16 protein-coding genes, 1 tRNA gene and 1 pseudogene are annotated in these 19195 nt (G+C 71.0%); 7 read left to right on the forward strand and 11 right to left on the reverse strand.

Going from position 1 to position 19195, the window contains the following annotated elements; all coding sequences use genetic code 11:
- Nucleotides 1–68: 68 nt before the first annotated feature.
- Nucleotides 69–1073 (forward strand): LuxR C-terminal-related transcriptional regulator, encoded by a 1005-nt coding sequence (locus ACFWPI_RS09835; RefSeq protein ID WP_380369842.1) that lies wholly within the window; start codon nucleotides 69–71, stop codon nucleotides 1071–1073.
- Complete coding sequence (locus tag ACFWPI_RS09840) at nucleotides 1073–2050, forward strand: LuxR C-terminal-related transcriptional regulator (protein WP_380369844.1); 978 nt, start codon at nucleotides 1073–1075, stop codon at nucleotides 2048–2050. The genes ACFWPI_RS09835 and ACFWPI_RS09840 overlap by 1 nt, the downstream gene beginning before the upstream one ends.
- Before the next feature lie 7 nt (nucleotides 2051–2057).
- Here ACFWPI_RS09840 and ACFWPI_RS09845 read toward each other — a convergent pair whose 3' ends face one another.
- The 6 genes from ACFWPI_RS09845 to dnaK all read right to left on the reverse strand — a co-directional run bounded on the left by ACFWPI_RS09845 (nucleotide 2058) and on the right by dnaK (nucleotide 8811).
- Nucleotides 2058–2684 carry a hypothetical protein gene (locus ACFWPI_RS09845; RefSeq protein WP_063348539.1) on the reverse strand — a complete coding sequence of 209 codons (627 nt, stop codon included), beginning with the start codon at nucleotides 2682–2684 and terminating at the stop codon, nucleotides 2058–2060.
- A 547-nt stretch (nucleotides 2685–3231) separates the two neighbouring features.
- Nucleotides 3232–4239, reverse strand: coding sequence for a hypothetical protein (locus tag ACFWPI_RS09850; RefSeq protein WP_380369848.1), 1008 nt, complete (start codon nucleotides 4237–4239; stop codon nucleotides 3232–3234).
- Nucleotides 4240–4433: 194 nt separating this feature from the next.
- The gene (locus ACFWPI_RS09855; RefSeq protein WP_380369850.1) at nucleotides 4434–4958 is read right to left on the reverse strand and encodes a heat shock protein transcriptional repressor HspR; all 525 of its coding nucleotides are present in this window, start codon (nucleotides 4956–4958) and stop codon (nucleotides 4434–4436) included.
- A gap of 7 nt (nucleotides 4959–4965) precedes the next feature.
- The gene (gene dnaJ, locus ACFWPI_RS09860; protein WP_363368337.1) at nucleotides 4966–6123 is read right to left on the reverse strand and encodes a molecular chaperone DnaJ; all 1158 of its coding nucleotides are present in this window, start codon (nucleotides 6121–6123) and stop codon (nucleotides 4966–4968) included.
- A 223-nt stretch (nucleotides 6124–6346) separates the two neighbouring features.
- The gene (gene grpE, locus ACFWPI_RS09865) at nucleotides 6347–6982 is read right to left on the reverse strand and encodes a nucleotide exchange factor GrpE (RefSeq protein ID WP_063348542.1); all 636 of its coding nucleotides are present in this window, start codon (nucleotides 6980–6982) and stop codon (nucleotides 6347–6349) included.
- On the reverse strand, nucleotides 6979–8811 hold the full coding sequence (dnaK, locus tag ACFWPI_RS09870) for a molecular chaperone DnaK (protein WP_063348543.1): 1833 nt from the start codon (nucleotides 8809–8811) through the stop codon (nucleotides 6979–6981). Before dnaK ends, grpE begins: the two co-directional genes overlap by 4 nt.
- Before the next feature lie 339 nt (nucleotides 8812–9150).
- Between dnaK and ACFWPI_RS09875 the strand changes: the two genes are divergently transcribed.
- The 4 genes and pseudogenes from ACFWPI_RS09875 (at nucleotide 9151) to ACFWPI_RS09890 (ending at nucleotide 15013) form a co-directional block, all read left to right on the forward strand.
- On the forward strand, nucleotides 9151–11373 hold the full coding sequence (locus ACFWPI_RS09875; RefSeq protein WP_063348544.1) for a (Fe-S)-binding protein: 2223 nt from the start codon (nucleotides 9151–9153) through the stop codon (nucleotides 11371–11373).
- Nucleotides 11374–11681: 308 nt separating this feature from the next.
- Nucleotides 11682–12755: pseudogene (locus ACFWPI_RS09880) on the forward strand (sugar phosphate nucleotidyltransferase); the annotation flags it as partial.
- A gap of 208 nt (nucleotides 12756–12963) precedes the next feature.
- Nucleotides 12964–14001, forward strand: a complete 1038-nt coding sequence (locus ACFWPI_RS09885; RefSeq protein ID WP_380369853.1) for a Yip1 family protein — start codon at nucleotides 12964–12966, stop codon at nucleotides 13999–14001.
- Between the two features lie 121 nt (nucleotides 14002–14122).
- Nucleotides 14123–15013 (forward strand): metal-dependent hydrolase, encoded by an 891-nt coding sequence (locus tag ACFWPI_RS09890; RefSeq protein WP_380369856.1) that lies wholly within the window; start codon nucleotides 14123–14125, stop codon nucleotides 15011–15013.
- A gap of 84 nt (nucleotides 15014–15097) precedes the next feature.
- On the opposite strand, the gene dcd is transcribed toward ACFWPI_RS09890, so the two are convergent.
- Nucleotides 15098–15673 carry a dCTP deaminase gene (dcd, locus tag ACFWPI_RS09895; protein WP_063348548.1) on the reverse strand — a complete coding sequence of 192 codons (576 nt, stop codon included), beginning with the start codon at nucleotides 15671–15673 and terminating at the stop codon, nucleotides 15098–15100.
- 72 nt (nucleotides 15674–15745) lie between these two features.
- Nucleotides 15746–15967 (reverse strand): hypothetical protein, encoded by a 222-nt coding sequence (locus ACFWPI_RS09900; RefSeq protein WP_079135746.1) that lies wholly within the window; start codon nucleotides 15965–15967, stop codon nucleotides 15746–15748.
- A 285-nt stretch (nucleotides 15968–16252) separates the two neighbouring features.
- Here ACFWPI_RS09900 and ACFWPI_RS09905 point away from each other — a divergent pair.
- Nucleotides 16253–16326: transfer RNA gene (locus ACFWPI_RS09905), tRNA-Gly, on the forward strand.
- Nucleotides 16327–16406: 80 nt separating this feature from the next.
- On the opposite strand, the gene ACFWPI_RS09910 is transcribed toward ACFWPI_RS09905, so the two are convergent.
- Genes ACFWPI_RS09910 through repSA form a run of 3 tightly spaced genes read right to left on the reverse strand, consistent with a single transcriptional unit; the run spans nucleotide 16407 to nucleotide 19147 of the window.
- Nucleotides 16407–17534 (reverse strand): tyrosine-type recombinase/integrase, encoded by a 1128-nt coding sequence (locus ACFWPI_RS09910; RefSeq protein ID WP_380369860.1) that lies wholly within the window; start codon nucleotides 17532–17534, stop codon nucleotides 16407–16409.
- Nucleotides 17535–17747, reverse strand: a complete 213-nt coding sequence (locus ACFWPI_RS09915) for an excisionase family DNA-binding protein (RefSeq protein WP_380369863.1) — start codon at nucleotides 17745–17747, stop codon at nucleotides 17535–17537.
- Nucleotides 17732–19147, reverse strand: coding sequence for a replication initiator protein RepSA (gene repSA / locus ACFWPI_RS09920; protein ID WP_380369866.1), 1416 nt, complete (start codon nucleotides 19145–19147; stop codon nucleotides 17732–17734). Before repSA ends, ACFWPI_RS09915 begins: the two co-directional genes overlap by 16 nt.
- Between the last annotated feature and the right edge of the window lie 48 nt (nucleotides 19148–19195).

A 19195-nucleotide genomic window follows, 5' to 3' on the forward strand; every position in this document is an offset into this window, starting at 1 on the left:
CCCGCCGACCGGCCTGCCCTCCGCCCACACCCTCTTCCACCTCGGCCGGCAGCTCCGGGGGGAGCCCCATGACCGACCCGTCGACCTCCCCCCTGCCCGACTCCCCCCTGCCCGACGACGCCGCCCGGGCGCTGTACCTCGCCGTCGTCGGCAACGGCGGCATCCTCCGGGCGGCCGACCTGGCTCCGGGTGACGAACCGGTCCTGGGGCGGTTGCTCGACCTCGGACTGGTCGTCCCGAGGGTCGAGGACGCGGCCTACGCCGCGGTGAACCCGCGTGTCGTCATCGGCCGAATCGGGTCCGAACTGCGTTCCACGGGTGGCGAATTGCTGGCCAGGGCGGACGAAACGCCCGAGCAGTTCGCCGAGTTGGCGCAGGCCTTCGACGTCACGCCGCGCCACCCCGAGTGCTCCGTCGAGGTCACGTACGTGCACGGCTTCGAGCAGATCCGCCTGCGCCTGGCCCAACTCGACGCCGAGTGCTCGCAGGAGATGCTGGCCGCCCAGCCCGGCGGGGCCCGGCCCGTCGAGGGGCTCCCGGACGCCCTCGACCGGATGCGGCGACTCGCCGAGCGCGGCGGCACCGTCCGGGGCATCTACGAGCCGGCGGCGGCCGCCGATCCGGCGACCGCAGCCTTCGCCGCCGCGGCCGCCGAGGTCGGCTGCCGGTACCGGGTGCTGGGCGAGCCGTTCCGGCGGGTCCTGATCTACGACCGGAAGGTGGCCGTCATCCCCGCCGCGTCCGACAACAGCCGCGCGGCCTTCGTCGAGGACCCGGTGGTGGTCGACTTCATGGCCGACGCCTTCGAACGCGACTGGCAGCGCGCCGCCCGGGTCCGCTGGGCCCGTGGCCCGGAAGCCCCCGAGCCGGCCGACTCCCTGCCCGACCAGGTCGGCCGTTTCCTCGCCCAGGGCCTCACCCAGCGCGCCATCGCCACCCGCCTCGGCCTGAGCGAACGCACGGTGGCCGGCCACATCGCCCGGCTGCGCGAACTGTACGACGCCGAGACGCTCTTCCAGCTCGGCTGGCAGCTCCGGTCGGCGGCCGACGCCGCCCGTCGGCGGGTGCCGTGATGCACGGGCGCGGCACCGGGCGGCCCGACCAGGCCGCACACGACCTGTACCTGCGCATCCTCCGGCACGGCGGCTGGATCGACCGGGCCGAGGTGGCCGCCGCCGACCGGCCGGCCCTGGAACACCTGCTCGCGCTCGGGCTGCTGCTCGCCCGGCCCGAATCCGACGTCTGCACCGCCGTCAACCCGCGTACGGTCGGCGACCGGATCAGTGCCGAGCTCCGGGCCGAGGGCACCCGGCTGCTGGTCCAGGCCGCGCAACTCCCGCAGGCCCTCGACGACCTGACCAAGGCCTACGACACGGCCCCGCGCCCGACCGACCGCGCCGGTACGGTGCATCACGTCCAGGGCCTCGGCGTGGTCATCCGGCGATTCGCCGAGGTGGAGGCGGACTGCCGCCAGGAGATCCTCGTCGCCCAGCCCGGCCGGCCCCGCCACGCCCACCAGTTGGAGGACGCCCTGGAACGGATCGGCCGGTTCTGCGGCCGGGGCGGCCGGATCCGGGTGATCTACGCACCCGGCGCCGTCCGGGACCAGGCGACCGCCGACCACACCGCCCGCGGCACCGAACTGGGCGCCCGCTTCCGGGTCCTGGCCGAGCCGTTCCGCCACCTGCACATCTTCGACCGCCGGATCGCCGTGCTCCAGTCCGCCGACGACCTCCGGAGCGCGACCTTCATCGAGGATCCGGCGACCGTCGACCATTTCCTGGCCGTGTTCGAACGGGACTGGGCCCGCTCCGGCCGCCTCCTCTGGAACCCCGACCAGGCGTCCGCTCCCGAGTCGACGGCCCACGAGCAGGTCGGCCGGCTCCTCGCCCAGGGCCTCACCCAGCGCGCCATCGCCGGCCGCCTCGGTCTCAGCGAGCGGACGGTGGCCGGCCACATCGCCCGGCTGCGCGAACTGCACGACGCGGAGACGCTGTTCCAGCTGGGCTGGCAGCTGCGGGGAGCCCGGACGGGGGAGCCCGATGGGTGAGCGCTGGTCAGCCGGTGGCGGCGCTGGTCGGCCAGTAGCCGGCCCGGCCGACGACGGGGGGCTGCTGCCGGGGGACGTTGAACTGCTCACCGGGGGCGGTCCAGAAGCCCTCGCGCAGGGACAGCGCCATGCCGGCCCAGTCGAGCGCGGTCTCCACGGTGTGGTTGAGGGCCTCCTGCGACCAGGTGTCGTCGAAGACCAGCGGCAGGACGGGGGCGACCTGCTCGATGGTGGCGATCAGCGGGTTGTGCGTGATGGCCTCGTCGACGAGGAGGACGATCGGCTTCCGCAGCGCCGACGCCCACCCCAGCTCCAGGCTCACCCCGGCCGACAGCGGCGCCCCGACGTAGGCGAACACGAGGTCCGCGGACTGCAGGGCCCGGAAGTCGGACGGCACCCGGGGCTCCGGCGCCTGCCCGGCGACGGTCCAGGCATCACTGTGGTGCGCGCTGTACACGGCGGCACCGCTGCGGAGCAGGGTGGTGCGGAGCGTCGTCAGCCGCGTCCGGCTGGCGAGCGTCACCACACTGTCCGCGGGCCCGGTCAGCCGCATCAGCGGCGCGGCCAGGAACACACGCGCACGCCGGCCCTCGGGGGTCTGTCCGGCGTGCTCTCGCAGGTAGGGCTCACTCATTGTCGACTCCGGGGATAGGTGCCAACCAGGCCGATCGCCCCGTTGGGTGGTGACTATCGGAATGCTGCTGTGCATTCGTTGTGGTCGAAACGAACTAGTCATGGACATGTTGTTTGTGGTGTCCCCGTCTTCCCCCTCCCGCGAGAGGGGTTGGGGAGTGCACTGATCGTCTCTGTCGACCGTCGCCACCGTCCACAGAGCCGTGGTGTCATCTCGATGCCTGGCAGAGAGATGACGCACTGGGGTAGCAGGCCCCCTGGCTTCCGGCATGGGCTTGCGGCATTATGTGGCAGGTTGTTCGAAACAATGGCTGGGTACCCGCGCCAAGTCTTAAACAAAGAGAGGGGGCACCATGTCTCGGATACGCCGGGTGGTGCGATTTGTCCTGGTTCCAGTCGTTGTGGGTCTGGCGCTTTTCATCGGGAGCGGTTCGAGCCCGGCTGACGACACGATCTGGAACATCGGGGTTTCCCACGATGCGGCAGCGCCTCAGACCATGGCGCTGGCCAATGACACGATCTGGAACTGAGACCGCCGCGACGCTTGGTCAGTGATAGCTGTCGGAGTCGGTCGGAACGCTGTTCCGGGCCAATGCGTACCCGAGTTGGAACAGCGACTCGACATTGTGCTCGTCGCGCATCTCGGCCAGGTGCCGCGCGAGCGTCCGTTCGCTGATGCCGAGTCTGCGGGCGATCACCCGGTGGTTCACGCCTTCGAGCATGAGGTCGATGATCGTCTGCCGCATCCCGGAGACCACCTGCTGCGGAACGGCGCGCGCGCCGTCGAAGTCCAGCGCCCGGCTCCAGTTCCGCTCGAAGATCTCGCTGATCAGGTAGCTGATGACGGCCCGATCGTGCACGAAGGCGGCCAGATTGAGGTCCTCGGCGATGGGGATGACCGCGATTCGGCGATCGATGACGATCAATCGCGTGTAGGGCTCCTCCAGCGTCCGGAACCGTCCGCCGGCCTTGGTTATCGTGGCCACGTACTCCCTGGTGGGAGCGTGGTACCGGGTGCTCGGGTGGTAGATCGTCCTGAGCGTGATGCCCAGGCGGAGGGCTTCGAGGTCGCGGGCGAGGATGCCGGTGAGCGCCTCGGACGGGCGCGGCCCGCCGGGTTGGGCGGCGAGGATCTCCTCCGAGGCGCTGGCGACGATCTGCTGCACCCGCTGGTTGATCAGCACCTTTCCCCGCACGTACTCGATCGCGCCGCCGGCCTGCTCCGGTGAGTGGTAGGCGGCCGTCAGGTCGTGGAGATCGGTGGCGAGGGCCGACGCGCGGGTGAGCAGGTCGAGTGCCTGGCGCTGCCAGGTCACGGAGAGGCTCTCGGACAGCTGCTGAGGGTCGACCGCGACGAGGACACCGGGTTCGTCGGTGTCGGCGACCAGAAGGCCTATCGCCACCAACTCCTCCTGGGCCCCGCCCGCCTTGGCGAGGTCGGAGTCCTTCGGAAACCGCCCGTTCTCGCGGATGACCGCCAGATACAGCTCCCGCGCTTCTTTCGAGAGGACGGAGGGCCCAATCGCGGCGGTACCGGGCTGTTCTCGTCCACTCATCTGCGGGCTCCTTGCCGTGGCCGTGTCTGCACTACCTGCCGGGCACCAATACCGGAATCGCAGTGCAGCATGCCAGATCGGGTGGCATCGGTGAGGGCGGCCAGATTTGTTCGACAGCACTCTCTCACCACGATCAAGCCGCCGGCACCCCCCGGGCGGAGGGGAGCCGGCGGCCGGAGGTGTTCAGCCAAGTCTCAGCGCTTGGGGCGCCAGACGACCAGGGCGCTGGACTGGGTGGGCGGCTGGTAGGGGACGAGGTCGCGGCGGTAGGAGGCGTGGACGGCGGCCTCGCGCTGCTGGAGGGCGCTGGTGGCGCCGTCGAGGGAGTCGACCAGTTCGCCGATGCGGGACTGGAGCGCGGTGACCTGGTTCTCCAGCTCGATGATCCGCTTGATGCCGGCCAGGTTGATGCCCTCGTCCTGGGAGAGCCGCTGGACCTCGCGCAACTGCTGGATGTCGCGCGCGGAGTAGCGGCGGCCCCGGCCGGCGGTGCGGTCGGGGCTGACCAGACCGAGGCGGTCGTACTGGCGGAGGGTCTGCGGGTGCAGGCCGGAGAGCTCGGCGGCGACGGAGATGACGTACACCGGGGTGTCCTCGGTGAGGACGTACTGCGGCGGGGCGGTGGGCCGCCGGGTGCGGCGGCCGTCGCCCGGCAGGCCGTCGCCGACGCCGGGCAGGCCTTCACCGATGCCGGGGCCGATGGGACTGTTGGGGATCATCTGGTCGTCACGCTCCCTTCGCCGCCCGGAACAGGGCGGCTCGTGGGTCGTCGGAGGCGGTGGCCTCGCGGTACTGCTCCAGGGCGTTCAGCGCGTCCCCGGTGATGTGCCGCGGCACCACGACCTCGACGGTGACGAGGAGGTCGCCGCGGGTGCCGTCCTTGCGGGTGGCGCCCTTGCCGCGGGCGCGCATGGTGAGGCCGTTGGCGCTGCCGGGGGGCAGCTTCAGCTTCACGGCCGGCCCGTTCAGCGTGGGCACCTCGATGGTGGCGCCGAGGGTGGCTTCGGGGAAGGTGACGGGGACGGTGACGGTGAGGTTGTCCCCCTTGCGCCCGAAGACGGGGTGCGGGTCGACGTGCACGGTGACGTAGAGGTCGCCGGGCTGTCCGCCGCGTTCGCCCTGGGCGCCCTTGCCCTTGAGCCGGATGCGCTGGGCGTCCTGGACGCCGGCCGGGATGCGGACCTGCATGGTGTGGGCGGAGCTGGCCCGGCCGCTGCCGTGGCAGTCGACGCACGGGTCATCGACGATCATGCCGCGCCCGCGGCAGTCCTTGCACGGCTCGGAGAGCGCGAACGCGCCCTGGCCGCGGCTGACGGTGCCGGCGCCGACGCAGGTCGGGCAGACCCGCGGGGTGGTGCCGGACTTGGCGCCGGTGCCGTTGCAGGTGCGGCAGGGGGCCTGGCTGGTCATCCGCAGCGGGACGGTCGCACCGTCGACGGCCTCGTCGAAGGCGAGGGTCACCTCGGTCTCGACGTCGGCGCCGCGCCGGGGCTGGGCCTGCCGGCCGCCGCTGCGGTTGAAGAGTCCGCCGAAGACGTCGCCGAGCCCGCCGCTGCCGGTGTTCTGGCTGCCGCTGAAGAGGTCGCCGAAGTCGAAGCTGTAGCTGCCGTTGCCCTGGCCGGGGCCGCCGGCCCGGAAGCCGCCGTTGGCGAAGAGGCTGCGGGCCTCGTCGTACTCCTTGCGGCGCTTCTCGTCGGACAGGACGTCGTAGGCCTCGGAGATGTCCTTGAAGCGGTCTTCGGCCTTGGCGTCGCCCTTGTTGGCGTCCGGGTGGAACTCGCGCGCGAGCTTGCGGTAGGTCTTCTTGATCTCGGCGGCGGTGGCGTCCTTGGGCACGCCGAGGACCTTGTAGTAGTCCTTCTCCACGTAGTCCTTGCCACTCATGCGTCCACCTCGCTCCGCTCGGCAGCCGCTCCGCGCAACACGCGCCTTTCAACGATTCGCTCGCTGCGCTTGCTCATAGCTGCCGCCACCTCCCGATGTCCATCCTCGCTGCGCTGTCAACAGCCGCTCCACCGGGCGCTGTTGACAGCGCGCTGCGGAGTCGGCCGCCGTTCTGGCCGGCGTACGACTCCGCAGCGCACTGGTTGTCAGCTGTCACAGGTTGTCAGCTGTCCGAACCACCGTCGGACTTGTCCGCGTCCCCGGACTTCGCCTCGCCGTCGGGCGCGGCCGTGGTCTGGGTGCCCGGCTGGGGCTCCGCGACGGCGACCATGGCGGGGCGGATGATCCGCTCGCCGATGCGGTAGCCGGGCTGGAGGATCTGCACGCAGGTGTCCTCGGTGACGTCCGAGGAGTAGCTGTGCATCAGCGCCTCGTGCATGGTCGGGTCGAAGGGCTCGCCCTCCTTGCCGAACTGCTGGAGGCCCAGCTTGGCGACGACCGTCTCCAGGGACTCGGCGACGGACTTGAAGCCGCCGGTGACCTCGCCGTGCTCGCGGGCGCGGCCGATGTCGTCGAGCACCGGGATCAGGGACTCCAGGATGTTGGAGACCGCGATCTCGCGGACCGTCAGCCGGTCGCGCTCGACCCGCTTGCGGTAGTTCTGGTACTCGGCCTGCAGACGCTGCAGGTCGGCGGTGCGCTCGGCCGACTCCCGCTTGGCAGTGGCGAGTTCGTCGGAGCCAGCACCGGAGCCGGAGTCGGCGGCGCCGGCTGCGGCGGCCTCCTCGGCGGCCTTGATCACAGCCTCGTCGGCGGCGGAGTCGTCGCCGGGCTTGCCGCCCTGCGGCTTGTCCGTCATGCCGCACCGCCCTTGGGCTTCTCGTCGTCCACGATCTCGGCGTCGACGACGTCGTCGTCCTTGGCCTGGGCGGACTCGCCGGCCGGGGCGGCGGCGTCGGCGTTGGCGTACAGCGCCTGGCCGAGCTTCTGCGCGGTGGTGGAGACCTTCTCCGAGGCTTCGCGGATCTTCGCGATGTCCTCGCCCTTCAGGGCCTCCTTGAGCTCGCCGATGGCGGTCTCGACCTCGGCCTTGACGTCGGCGGGGAGCTTGTCGGTGTTGTCCGCGATGAACTTCTCGGTCGAGTAGACGAGCTGCTCGGCGGAGTTGCGGGTCTCGACGGACTCGCGGCGCTTGTGGTCCTCCTCCGCGTACTGCTCGGCCTCGCGCATCATGCGCTCGATGTCGTCCTTCGGCAGCGCGGAGCCGCCGGTGACGGTCATCTTCTGCTCCTTGCCGGTGCCGAGGTCCTTCGCGCCGACGTGCATGATGCCGTTGGCGTCGATGTCGAAGGTGACCTCGATCTGCGGCAGGCCGCGCGGCGCCGGCGGCAGGCCGGTCAGCTCGAACATGCCCAGCTTCTTGTTGTACGCCGCGATCTCGCGCTCGCCCTGGTAGACCTGGATCTGCACGGACGGCTGGTTGTCCTCGGCCGTGGTGAAGATCTCGGAGCGCTTGGTCGGGATCGTGGTGTTGCGCTCGATCAGCTTGGTCATGATGCCGCCCTTGGTCTCGATGCCGAGGGACAGCGGGGTGACGTCGAGCAGCAGGACGTCCTTGACCTCGCCCTTGAGGACACCGGCCTGGAGCGCGGCGCCGATGGCGACGACCTCGTCCGGGTTGACGCCCTTGTTGGCGTCCTTGCCGCCGGTCAGCTCGCGGACGAGCTCGGCGACGGCGGGCATGCGGGTCGAGCCGCCGACCAGGACGACGTGGTCGATCTCGGAGAGCGAGATGCCGGCGTCCTTGATCACGTTGTGGAACGGGACCTTGCAGCGCTCCAGCAGGTCGGAGGTGAGCTGCTGGAACTGGGCGCGGGTGAGCTTCTCGTCCAGGTGCAGCGGGCCCTCGGCGGAGGCCGTGATGTAGGGCAGGTTGATCGAGGTCTCGGAGGACGAGGACAGCTCGATCTTGGCCTTCTCGGCGGCCTCGCGCAGACGCTGCAGGGCCATCTTGTCCTTGGACAGGTCGACGCCGTGGCCGGCCTGGAAGACCTTGACCAGGTGGTCGACGACCTTCTGGTCCCAGTCGTCACCACCGAGGTGGTTGTCACCGTTGGTGGCCTTCACCTCGACGACCCCGTCGCCGATCTCCAGCAGGGAGACGTCGAAGGTGCCGCCGCCGAGGTCGAAGACCAGAATGGTCTGGTCGTCCTTGTCGAGGCCGTAGGCCAGGGCGGCCGCGGTCGGCTCGTTGACGATGCGCAGGACGTTGAGGCCCGCGATCTCACCGGCCTCCTTGGTGGCCTGGCGCTCGGAGTCGGAGAAGTACGCCGGGACGGTGATGACGGCGTCGGTGACGGTCTCACCCAGGTAGGCCTCGGCGTCCCGCTTCAGCTTCTGCAGCACGAAGGCGCTGATCTGCTGCGGGTTGAAGTCCTTGCCGTCCAGGTTGATCTTCCACCCGGTGCCCATGTGGCGCTTGACCGAGCGGATGGTGCGGTCGACGTTGGTGACCGCCTGACGCTTGGCCACCTCGCCGACCAGGACCTCGCCGTTCTTCGCGAAAGCGACGACGGACGGCGTGGTCCGCGCGCCCTCGGCGTTCGTGATGACGGTGGGCTCGCCACCCTCCAGAACGCTGACGACCGAGTTCGTCGTACCGAGGTCGATGCCGACCGCGCGTGCCATCGTAAATACCTCCACGGAAGAGTTGAGCTTTACAGGCTCAAGGATGCACGACCGGGTGGGTGCCGTCAACAGGGATGAGTCACTGCCGCTCAACTTTGCTGAGCGGTCCGCTTCCCGTGGCCGCGGCGACTGCCCGTGACCTCGGTCGTGGCCGTGGTCCTGGCCGTGGCGCGTGTGGTGCCACGTGACTGCCGCCATAGCTTGGGAACCTTCTGGAGGACTGGTGGCGGGCGGTAATGTCCGGGCCGTCGGCCCGGCAAGTTACCGACGAGTACAATTCGTTCCACGCAAGACCGTTCAAAGACCGCTCAACAGCAAGCCGCAGGAGACGGAGAGCCGATGCAGCTAGCAGCGATCGTCATCTCGCTGGTCACATTCGTGATCGGCACCGCGCTCGCCGCCCGTGCGGCGCTGTACATCTACAAAGTGGTGCGGACCGGCCAGCCGGACCCCACCCGCTTCGGCCGGCCCGCCCAGCGGGTGAAGACCGTCGCGGTCGAGTTCATCGGCCACACCCGGATGAACCGCTGGGGGATCGTGGGCATCGCCCACTGGTTCGTCGCCGTCGGCTTCTTCAGCCTGGTGCTGACCATCGTCAACGCCTTCGGCCAGCTCTTCGACGCCGAGTTCGCGCTGCCGATCATCGGCCACTGGATGCTCTGGCAGCTCTTCGTCGAGCTCGTCGGCACCCTCACCACGCTGGGCATCGCGACGCTGATCGTGATCCGGCTGCTCAGCCTGCCGTCCCGGTCCGGCCGCAAGTCCCGCTTCGCCGGCTCGATCGCCTGGCAGGCCTTCTACGTCGAGTACACGATCCTCGGCATCGGCCTGTGCATCCTGATGCTGCGCGCCCTGGAGGGCGCCCTCAACGGCGTCGACTCGTACGGGCCCGAGCACCTGGTGTCGTACCCGCTGGTCTCCGCCCTCAGCGGCCTGTCGCACGGCACGCTGGAGAACCTGATCTACCTCTTCGCGATGCTGAAGATCTGCATCTCGTTCGCGTGGGCGACCACCATCGGCATCAACCCCTCGATGGGCGTGGCCTGGCACCGCTTCCTCGGCTTCTTCAACATCTACTTCAAGCGCGAGGAGGACGGCGGCACTGCGCTCGGCGCCCTGCGCCCGATGACCAGCGGCGGCCGGCCGATCGACTTCGAGGACCCGGCCGAGGACGCCGTCTTCGGCGTCTCCCAGGTCGAGCACTTCTCCTGGAAGGGCATCCTCGACTTCTCCACCTGCACCGAGTGCGGCCGCTGCCAGTCGCAGTGCCCGGCCTGGAACACCGGCAAGCCGCTCTCGCCGAAGCTGCTGATCATGAGCCTGCGCGAGCACGCCTTCGGCAAGGCGCCCTACCTGCTGGCCGGTGGCGGCAAGGACATGGAGGGCGAGGAGAAGGCCACCGCCGAGCAGCTCAAGGACGTCCCGGCGGCCGCCCTGGCCGAGGCCGAGCGCCCGCTGATCGGCACCGCGGAGGAGAACGGCGTCATCGACCCGGACGTCCTGTGGTCCTGCACCACCTGCGGCGCCTGCGTCGAGCAGTGCCCGGTGGACATCGAGCACATCGACCACATCGTCGACATGCGCCGCTACCAGGTGATGATCGAGTCCTCGTTCCCGACCGAGGCCGGGACGATGCTCAAGAACCTGGAGAACAAGGGCAACCCGTGGGGCATGGCCACCAAGGCCCGCCTGGACTGGGTCAAGGAGCTCAAGAAGGAGACCGGCATCGAGGTGCCGGTGATCGGCGAGGACATCGACCCCGCCGAGGTCGAGTACCTCTACTGGGTCGGCTGCGCCGGCGCCCTGGAGGACCGCGCCAAGAAGACCACCAAGGCCTTCGCCGAACTGCTGCACACCGCGGGCGTGAAGTTCGCCATCCTCGGCAAGGAGGAGTCCTGCACCGGTGACTCCGCCCGCCGGCTGGGCAACGAGTTCCTCTTCCAGATGCTCGGCGCGCAGAACGTCGAGACGCTGAACGCGGCCCTGGAGGACGCGCCGGTCAAGCGGATCGTCGCCACCTGCCCGCACTGCTTCAACACCATCGCCAACGAGTACCCGCAGCTGGGCGGCCACTTCGAGGTCATCCACCACACCCAGCTGCTGCAGCACCTGATCGACGAGGGCAAGCTCGTCCCGGTCAACCCGGTCGAGGGCCTGATCACCTACCACGACCCCTGCTACCTGGGCCGCCACAACAAGGTCTACAGCCCGCCGCGCGAGATCATGGACAAGGTCCCCGGTCTGCGCCAGCAGGAGATGCACCGGCACAAGGAGCGCGGCTTCTGCTGCGGCGCCGGCGGTGCCCGGATGTGGATGGAGGAGCGCATCGGCAAGCGGATCAACACCGAGCGCGTGGACGAGGCGCTGTCCCTCAACCCGGACATCGTCTCCACCGCCTGCCCGTTCTGCCTGGTGATGCTCTCCGACTCGGTCAACGGCAAGAAGAACGAGGGCGCCGCCAAGGAGCACCTGAAGGTGGTCGACGTCGCCCAGCTGCTGCTCGACTCGGTGAAGGCGACCCCGCCGGCCGGCGCCGAGGAGCCTGCGACGGTGGACGCGTAGCGTCCTCTGTTCGACAGTTCTGCTACAACTGCCCGGCCCGGTGGTCACCGCGAGAGCGCCCGCCGGGCCGGGCTTTTGGGGGGCCGGGACGGGCCGGACCGGGGGTGGATCCGGGGCGGGACCCGTAGGGGAGTGGTGCCAATCGCACGGCCGCCTGAGTGTCCGCCCGTTGGGAGGAAATACAGTAGGCGGCAGACCGGCCTCGCGCCGGTCGACCCGTTCCGGACGGCCGGACGGGTCCAGACCACCGACGGAGGTATCGGCCCGCCGGGCCGGGGCCGCAGAGCACAAGGGGAACAGCGCAGACCATGACCGAGGCGATCATGCTGGTCGGTGGTAAGGGCACGCGACTGCGTCCGCTGACCACCCACACCCCCAAGCCCATGCTGCCGGTGGCGGGCGTCCCCTTCATCGCCCACCAGCTGGCCCGCGCGGCCGCCGCCGGCGTCACCCGCGTCGTGCTGGCCACCTCGTACCTGGCCGAGGTCTTCGAGGACCACTTCCAGGACGGCACCCCGTACGGCATCGAGCTGGTCTACCTGACCGAACGCGAGCCGCTGGGCACCGGCGGCGCGATCCGCAACGCGGCGTCCGGGCTGACCTGCGGCCCCGACGAGCCCGTGCTGGTCTTCAACGGCGACATCCTCTCCGGCGTCGACATCGCCGCCCTGCGCGACGGCCACGTGGCCGCCGGGGCCGACGTCACCCTGCACCTCACCCGGGTCGAGGACCCGCGCGCCTTCGGCCTCGTCCCGACCGACGCGAACGGGCGGGTGCTGGAGTTCCTGGAGAAGCCGGAGACGCCCGAGCAGATCGTCACCGACCAGATCAACGCCGGCTGCTACGTCTTCACCCGGTCCGTCATCGACCGCATCCCGGCCGGCCGCGAGGTGTCCGTCGAACGCGAGACCTTCCCCGAGCTGCTGGCCACCGGCGCGCTGCTGCGCGGCGTCGTCGACACCTCGTACTGGCTCGACCTCGGCACCCCGGCCGCGTTCGTCCGCGGATCGGCCGACCTGGTGCTCGGCAAGGTCGACTCCCCGGCCGTCCCCGGCCCGACCGGCGACGCCCTGCTGCTGCCCGGCGCCACCGTCCACCCCGGCGCGGTGCTCAGCGGCGGCACCGTGGTCTCCGCGAACGCGGTGGTCGAGGCCGGCGCGATCGTCGAGGGCAGCGTGATCCTGCCGGGCGCGGTGGTCGGCCCGGAGTCCCTGGTCAAGGACTCCATCGTGGGCGCCTTCGCCACCGTCGGCGCCCGCTCGGCGCTGGACGGCGCGGTGATCGGCGACGGCGCGATCGTCGAATCCGACAACGAGCTGCCGAACGGCATCCGGATCGCCTGCGGCACCCTGCTGCCGGTCGGCGCGGTCCGCACCTCGGCCGGCCCTGGTGGCTGCCCGGCCGGCACCGCCGCGGCCGCCGCGGTGCACGGGCCCTCGGTCAGCGCGCAGCGGTAGGACCCGGGCCGGGTCGGGCCGCTGGCGCCGTCGGCGGCGGGATTTCGGCCGGGTTCGTCTCAGGCTCGCTGCAAACCGGCCCCGGCTCCGTCCAGGCCCCACGCGGATTGGGCCGGACGGGTACCGTCAGAGCGTGGCTGGTAATCGATACGACAGCGGGCAGGGCGCCGACCCCCACGGCGGGTGGGCGCCCCCTCCGCCGCCGGCGGGGCCCGGGGGGCACGGGCAGACGGACGGGCCGGAGTACTTCACGGCCCCGCACCGGGGTGTGGCCGACGGCCCCGACGGCACGCCCGGAGGCCCCGGCGCCCCGGGCCCGCAGGGCGGCTACGACCCGTACGCCGCCGACCGGCCCGGCGGCACCCGGGCCTTCCCGACCGGCGACCCGTACGCGCAGGAGCCGCCCCACCGCGGGTACTACGACCAGGGCCAGTACGGCGGACACCCCGGGTACCCGCAGGCGGGGTACGGCGCCGAGGGCTACGACCAGGGCTACGACCAGGGCGGACACCCGCAGGGCGACGGCTACGGCCAGGACGGCTACGGGCCGCAGCAGCAGCCGCCGTACGGCCAGGACAACGTCACCGTCTACCGGGCCGGCGGCCAGTCCGCCCCGCACGTCGCCGGGCCCCGCCCGCACTGGCGCGAACTGCTCATCGGCATCTTCCGCGCCCCCACCGCGACCTTCGACCGCGCCCGCGACCACCAGGTCTGGCTGCCCGCCCTCACCGTCTCGATGCTGTACGGCGCGCTCGCGGTGCTCGGCATCGGCCTGACCCACGACGACATCGTCGACTCGACCTTCACCGTCGCGCTGACTGGCATCGCCGCCGCCGCGATCGGCTTCGCCGTGGCCGGAGCGCTCTTCGGCGGCGTCACCTACGCGCTGGCCCGCCAGCTCGGCGGGGACGGCCCGTGGAAGTCGACGGTCGGCCTGGCCGCGCTGATCGGCTGGCTGACGGACACGCCCCGGCTGCTGCTCGACCTGGTGCTGCCCTCGGGCAGCGCGGTCGTCCAGGTCGCCGGCTGGGCCACCTGGGCGTTCTGCGCGTACCTGCTGACCAGCATGGTCCGACGGGTGCACGACCTGCCCTGGGGCAAGGCGGCCGCCGCCTCGGCGGTGCAACTGCTCGCGCTGCTGGTGCTGATCAAGCTGCCGACCCTGGGCTGACGGCCGGAGGGCACAATGGTGGACGGATCCCGGTCAGGCCGGGGCCCGTCCACCCTCTTCACCCCCCAGCCCCCCCCTCACCCCTCACTCCCTCACCCGTTCCACGTCACCGGAGCCAGGAATGACCCTCCCCACCACGCACGTCAGCTTCCCGGCCGGGGCGGTGACCGGCGAGTCGACGGTGATCGCGGTGCACCCGCTGGGGGACGGCCGGCACGCCGTCGTGACCGGGGCCACCCCGTTCCACCCGCTCGACCACACCTGGCCCGACCAGCCCGCCGACCTCGGCACCCTCACCGTCGACGGCACCGAGCTGGCCGTCGTCGACTGCCTCACCGGCGCCGTCGGCCCGGACGGCGGAACTCCGCTGGTCGGCGCCGACATCCCGGTCCGGCGCGGCGACGAGGAGTGGTCCTGGCTGGTCCTGCACGTCGTCGACACCGACCCCGGCGACCTCGTCGGGCGCACCGCCGTCCTCGCCGTCGACGCCGACCGCCGGGCCGCCCTCAGCGCCTCGCACAGCGGCTGCCACCTGCTCGCCCTCGCCCTCAACGAGGCCCTCGCGCCGCGCTGGCGCAAGGACCCGGGCCGCTCCGACGCCCTCGGCCACCCCGACTTCGACAGCCTCGCGATGGCCACCTCGGTGATGGACACCGAGGCCAGCACCGACACCTACCGGCTCGGCAAGTCGCTGAAGAAGAAGGGCTTCACGGCGGACGCCACCGACGAGCTCCCCGCCCTCGCCGACGCCCTGCCCGCCCTCACCGAGGCCGTCAACGCCCGGCTCGCCGCCTGGGTCGCCGCCGACGCCCCGGTCCGCATCGAGGTCCCCGGCCCCGAGCTCACCGCCCGCCGCCAGTGGCACTGCGAGCTGCCCGAGGGCGGCGCGCAGATCTTCTGCGGCGGCACCCACCTGCACCACCTCGGCGAACTCGCCGAACTCCGCACCGAACTGCGGCTCTCCGAGGACGGCACCGAACTGGTCGCCGTCACCCGCCCCAAGCGGGCCTGAGCACGCGGGAAACGCGACGGGCGGCCGCCCCTCGTCCGTCATCGGCGAGGGGCGGCCGCCCGTGCTGCGTGCGCTCCGCCCGGATCAGACGTCGGTGCGGTGGAAGTTCATGAACGAACGGGACGGCGTCGGGCCGCGCTGGCCCTGGTAGCGCGAGCCGTACCGCTCCGAGCCGTACGGGTGCTCCGACGGCGAGGAGAGCCGGAACAGGCAGAGCTGCCCGATCTTCATCCCCGGGTACAGCTTGATCGGCAGCGTCGCGACGTTCGACAGCTCCAGCGTCACGTGACCGTTGAAACCGGGGTCGATGAAGCCGGCCGTCGAGTGCGTCAGCAGGCCCAGCCGGCCCAGGCTCGACTTGCCCTCCAGCCGGGACGCCACGTCGTCGGGCAGCGAGATGACCTCGTACGTCGAGGCCAGCACGAACTCGCCCGGGTGCAGGATGAACGCGTCGTCGCCCTCGGGCTCCACCAGCCGGGTCAGGTCCGGCTGCTCCTCGGAGGGGTCGATGTGCGGGTAGCGATGGTTCTCGAACACGCGGAAGAAGCGGTCGAGGCGCACGTCGATGCTCGACGGCTGGATCATCGCCGGGTCGAACGGGTCGACGACGACCCGGCCCAGGTCGATTTCGGTCCGGATGTCCTTGTCAGAGAGCAGCACGCTTCGAGGTTACGTGCACGACAGGGCCCCGGACGAATCCGCCCGGGGCCCGTTCCGTCCTCGCGTCGACCGTCAGGCCAGGAACTCCGCGGCCTCCAGCCGCAGCGCCCGGTCCAGTTGCGGCGCCGACAGCTCCCGCACGTCGGCCAGCACCGAACTCCTCAGCCGCCCGCACTGCGGACAGCGGATCAGCCGCCCGGGCCCGAGCCGGCCCGGACCGAGGTTCTGCATCGGGAACGTGGTGGTGCTGAACAGGTGCCCCTCGGCACAACGAACGACGGCGCGCTGCTCCATCGATCCCCTTCCCATCCCTAACCCAGTACTCACCCGTACTCATCGCGCCCCGCGGGACCTCGCCCCGGGACAGCGTCACATTAGGGGATGCTCCGGACATTCCACACCGTGGCTCGCCGCCCCGAACCCACCCGCCGGAGCACTCGTACGCGGCCCACACAGTACGCCCCCCACCCACCCCCACCCACCCCCACCCGCCCCACCACTCCCTGGGCGGGCCGTGCAACCACCGTCGCGAATGGGGTACAGTGACACTGGATTGAGCGGTCTCTGACGGCTCATCAGGCGGGCGTAGTTTAATGGTAGAACATGAGCTTCCCAAGCTTAGAGCGCGAGTTCGATTCTCGTCGCCCGCTCCAGCAGTAAAGGCCCAGGTCAGGGGCATGATCCCCGACCCGGGCCTTTCGCGTTTCTGGGCTCTCGTGCCCCTTGCGTGCCCCTATGACTCGTCGGGCGGTTCCGTGTCCCGGCCGAGGGCATTGGTGATCGCTGCATCCATGCCGTCCGCGATCTTCTGATCCCGCTCGCTGGTCGCGTGCTGGTAGATCAGCGCGGCCCGGACGGAGGCGTGCCCCATGCGAGCCATCAGCTCCTTGAGGCTGGCCCCGGTGGCGGCAGCCAGGTTGTTGCCGGTGTGCCGGAGGTCGTAGAAGCGGAAGCCCGGCATGCCCGCCCTGGCGCGCGCCTTCCGCCAGATTCGCCCGAAGGAGGTCCGGCGGAACGGGGCACCCTTCTCGCCGACGAACAGCAGGCCCTCATCACCCTTCTCGGCGAACAGCTCCAGGTGCAGCCGGACATCCGGCAGGACGGCGGCCGGGATGGTCACGGTCCGTCTGCCCGCGTCGGACTTGGTGTCCCCGAGCGCGCGCCGGCCGGTGTTGAGTTCGGGGGCGGCGAGCCGGACGCGGACCGTACTGGCCCCGAGGTCGATGTCCTTGCGCCGCAGTTCGGCCAGTTCCTCCGGGCGGAGCGTGGTGAAGGCGGCGAGTAGGACCATGGCGCGCCAGCGCGGCCCCACGAACTCGGCCAGCTCGTAGACCTTCTCAATGCTGGCAACTCCGCGTTCCTCGGCCGACTCCTTGCCCGCACCCTTGATCCGGCACGGGTTCCGGCGGATCAGCTCGTCATCGGTCGCGGTGGCCATCACGGACTTGAGCAGGCGGTACGCCTTCGCAGCCGTGGTGTGCTTGCCGGTGGCCCGGAGTTCGGCCCGCCATGCGCGGACGAGCGGAGGCGTGATCTCGTCCAGGTCGAGGTCCCCGAAGGTCGGTTCCAAGTGCAGCCGCAGCAGTCGGCGGTACAGCTCCAGGGTGGTCGCCATCAGGCCGCGTTCGGTGATCCACGCTTCGGCGTACTTGCCGAAGTTGACCGCTCCCGCGTCGGGGTCGCGCCAATCCTTCTTGCGGATGCTGGTCTGCATCTCGGCCAGCCAGTCGTCCGCGTCGGTCTTGGTCTCGAAGGTCTCCGGGGCCGGCCGGAGGAGGCCGGTCGGGTCGAGGTACCGGGCCTGATACCGGCCGGACGGGAGCTTGCGGATGCGGCCGAACTGCCTTCGCTTGCTTGCCACTTAGGCCACCGCCCGCAGTCGGCGGGATCGGGGCTGGACGGTGTTGGCGGTCACGTAGTTGGCGAGGGCCGCTTCCGTGATGCGCACGTGGCGTCCGACCTTCACGAAGGCGATCCGGCGTTCGGCGACCAGGCGGCGGGGGAAGCGCTCCCCGCTGCTTTCCCAGGTGCCGAGGCGTTCGGCGACTTCCTTGACGGTCAGCAGGCGGTCCATGCCTGTTCCCCTTCTTCTCGCGCGAGTTGGGCGCGTATCTCCTGTCGGTCGGTGGTGTGGCGTTCGTGCAGGTCCCGGGCGATGGTGGCGGCGAGCATCGACTCACCTGGGGAGTTTCCGGCGCCGGCGAAGGTCCAGTGGGCGAGGACCAGGGTTTCGGTGTCGGGCAGGTCGTCCAGGTCGGGTAGCCCGGCGGCGAGCAGGCGTTCCCGGAGTTCGGTGCGGGCTTGGTCGGCGCGGTAGTCGGCGCGGACCTGGCGGAGGGCGCCGAGGGTGGTCGAGTAGGTGGGGGACTTGCTGGAGAAGTGGCCGCGGAAGCCGAGCATGTGGGACCAGTGCGCCAGCAGGCGGCCCGGATAGTCCTTGTCGAGGTCCCAGCAGGCTTCGATCAGGCGGCGGGTGTGGGCGGGCAGGTCGTGCCGGTCGAGTTCGTGGCGCTCCAGGATGCGCCGGTCTACCGTCTCGGTCGTCTCGGCGGACTTGGTGGCGTACTTGGCGACGTAGGAGGCTACGGCCCGCTCTGTGATCTCCCCGCCGGCGAAGGCCCCGATCGGGCGGACATCGACCTGCGTGCCCCACTCCAGGACGCGGGCGGGCTGGTCACCTCCGGCAGCGACAGGGACACCGGCGCGGCGGGCGGCGGCCCGGATCGCGGCGTCCAGCAGGGCGACGGTGGCCCAGGCGGGCGGGGGCGTGTCGGGGCCGTCGGGGCCGTCGATGCGGATGACGGCGTGGAAGTGGACGGCGCCGCGGCGCTGGTACTCGGCGACCTTGCCGAACGAGATCTTCGCCTGCTCCTTGAAGTCCCGCTGGTAGAGCCCGGTCATCTTGGCCATGGCCCGGAACAGGTAGATCGTGAAGCGGCGCCACAGGTCGGGGGCGTGGTTGTTCCACAGCACCGCGTGCCCGTAGTCGTAGCGCTCCGGGGTCAGTGGCGTGCCGAGCAGCGGTGATCCGGCGGGGTGGGCGTGGCCGCAGCGGCAGGTGCCCTTGTCGGGTCGGTTGTGGACCGGGCCGAAGCTTGGGGCGGTGAGGGTGGCGAAGACCCGGGGGTGGGAGCGGACGGTGGTCGGGACGTTCTTGGTGGTGTCTCCGGCGAGGCCGGCGCGGATCAGGTGAAAGGTGTCCGCCGAGTACGTGCGGGCGCAGGACGGGCAGCGGGAGGAACGGCGGTTGCCGCAGGCGACCTTGAGACGCTGGCCGGGCTCGTGGTCGGTGGAGTACCGGTGCCAGACGGCGCCGGTGGGGGCGTGGGTGAGGGTGCGGAAGCCCTTGAGGTGGATCGGGTTGGCACAGCCGCCGGTACGGCGGAGCTGGTCGTGGAGGCGGGGAAGGTCGCCTCGGGAGGCGAGGCGGGCCAGGTCGGCGAGGGCCAGTCGGTCCGGGAGTTGGTGGAGCACGGGGCATCTCCTGTGGGAGAGGGCCCCGGAGCCGGGTGGGCGAGCGGC

Source organism: Kitasatospora sp. NPDC058492 (genome assembly GCF_042720685.1).
GTDB lineage: Bacteria > Actinomycetota > Actinomycetes > Streptomycetales > Streptomycetaceae > Kitasatospora.

Coding starts and splice junctions, on each gene's coding strand:
- ACFWPI_RS09835 (WP_380369842.1), top strand. CDS start 69: ATGACCGACCCGTCGACCTCCCCCCTGCCCGACTCCCCCCTGCCCGAC.
- ACFWPI_RS09840 (WP_380369844.1), top strand. CDS start 1,073: ATGCACGGGCGCGGCACCGGGCGGCCCGACCAGGCCGCACACGACCTG.
- ACFWPI_RS09845 (WP_063348539.1), bottom strand. CDS start 2,684: ATGAGTGAGCCCTACCTGCGAGAGCACGCCGGACAGACCCCCGAGGGC.
- ACFWPI_RS09850 (WP_380369848.1), bottom strand. CDS start 4,239: ATGAGTGGACGAGAACAGCCCGGTACCGCCGCGATTGGGCCCTCCGTC.
- ACFWPI_RS09855 (WP_380369850.1), bottom strand. CDS start 4,958: ATGATCCCCAACAGTCCCATCGGCCCCGGCATCGGTGAAGGCCTGCCC.
- dnaJ (WP_363368337.1), bottom strand. CDS start 6,123: ATGAGTGGCAAGGACTACGTGGAGAAGGACTACTACAAGGTCCTCGGC.
- grpE (WP_063348542.1), bottom strand. CDS start 6,982: ATGACGGACAAGCCGCAGGGCGGCAAGCCCGGCGACGACTCCGCCGCC.
- dnaK (WP_063348543.1), bottom strand. CDS start 8,811: ATGGCACGCGCGGTCGGCATCGACCTCGGTACGACGAACTCGGTCGTC.
- ACFWPI_RS09875 (WP_063348544.1), top strand. CDS start 9,151: ATGCAGCTAGCAGCGATCGTCATCTCGCTGGTCACATTCGTGATCGGC.
- ACFWPI_RS09890 (WP_380369856.1), top strand. CDS start 14,123: ATGACCCTCCCCACCACGCACGTCAGCTTCCCGGCCGGGGCGGTGACC.
- ACFWPI_RS09900 (WP_079135746.1), bottom strand. CDS start 15,967: ATGGAGCAGCGCGCCGTCGTTCGTTGTGCCGAGGGGCACCTGTTCAGC.
- ACFWPI_RS09915 (WP_380369863.1), bottom strand. CDS start 17,747: ATGGACCGCCTGCTGACCGTCAAGGAAGTCGCCGAACGCCTCGGCACC.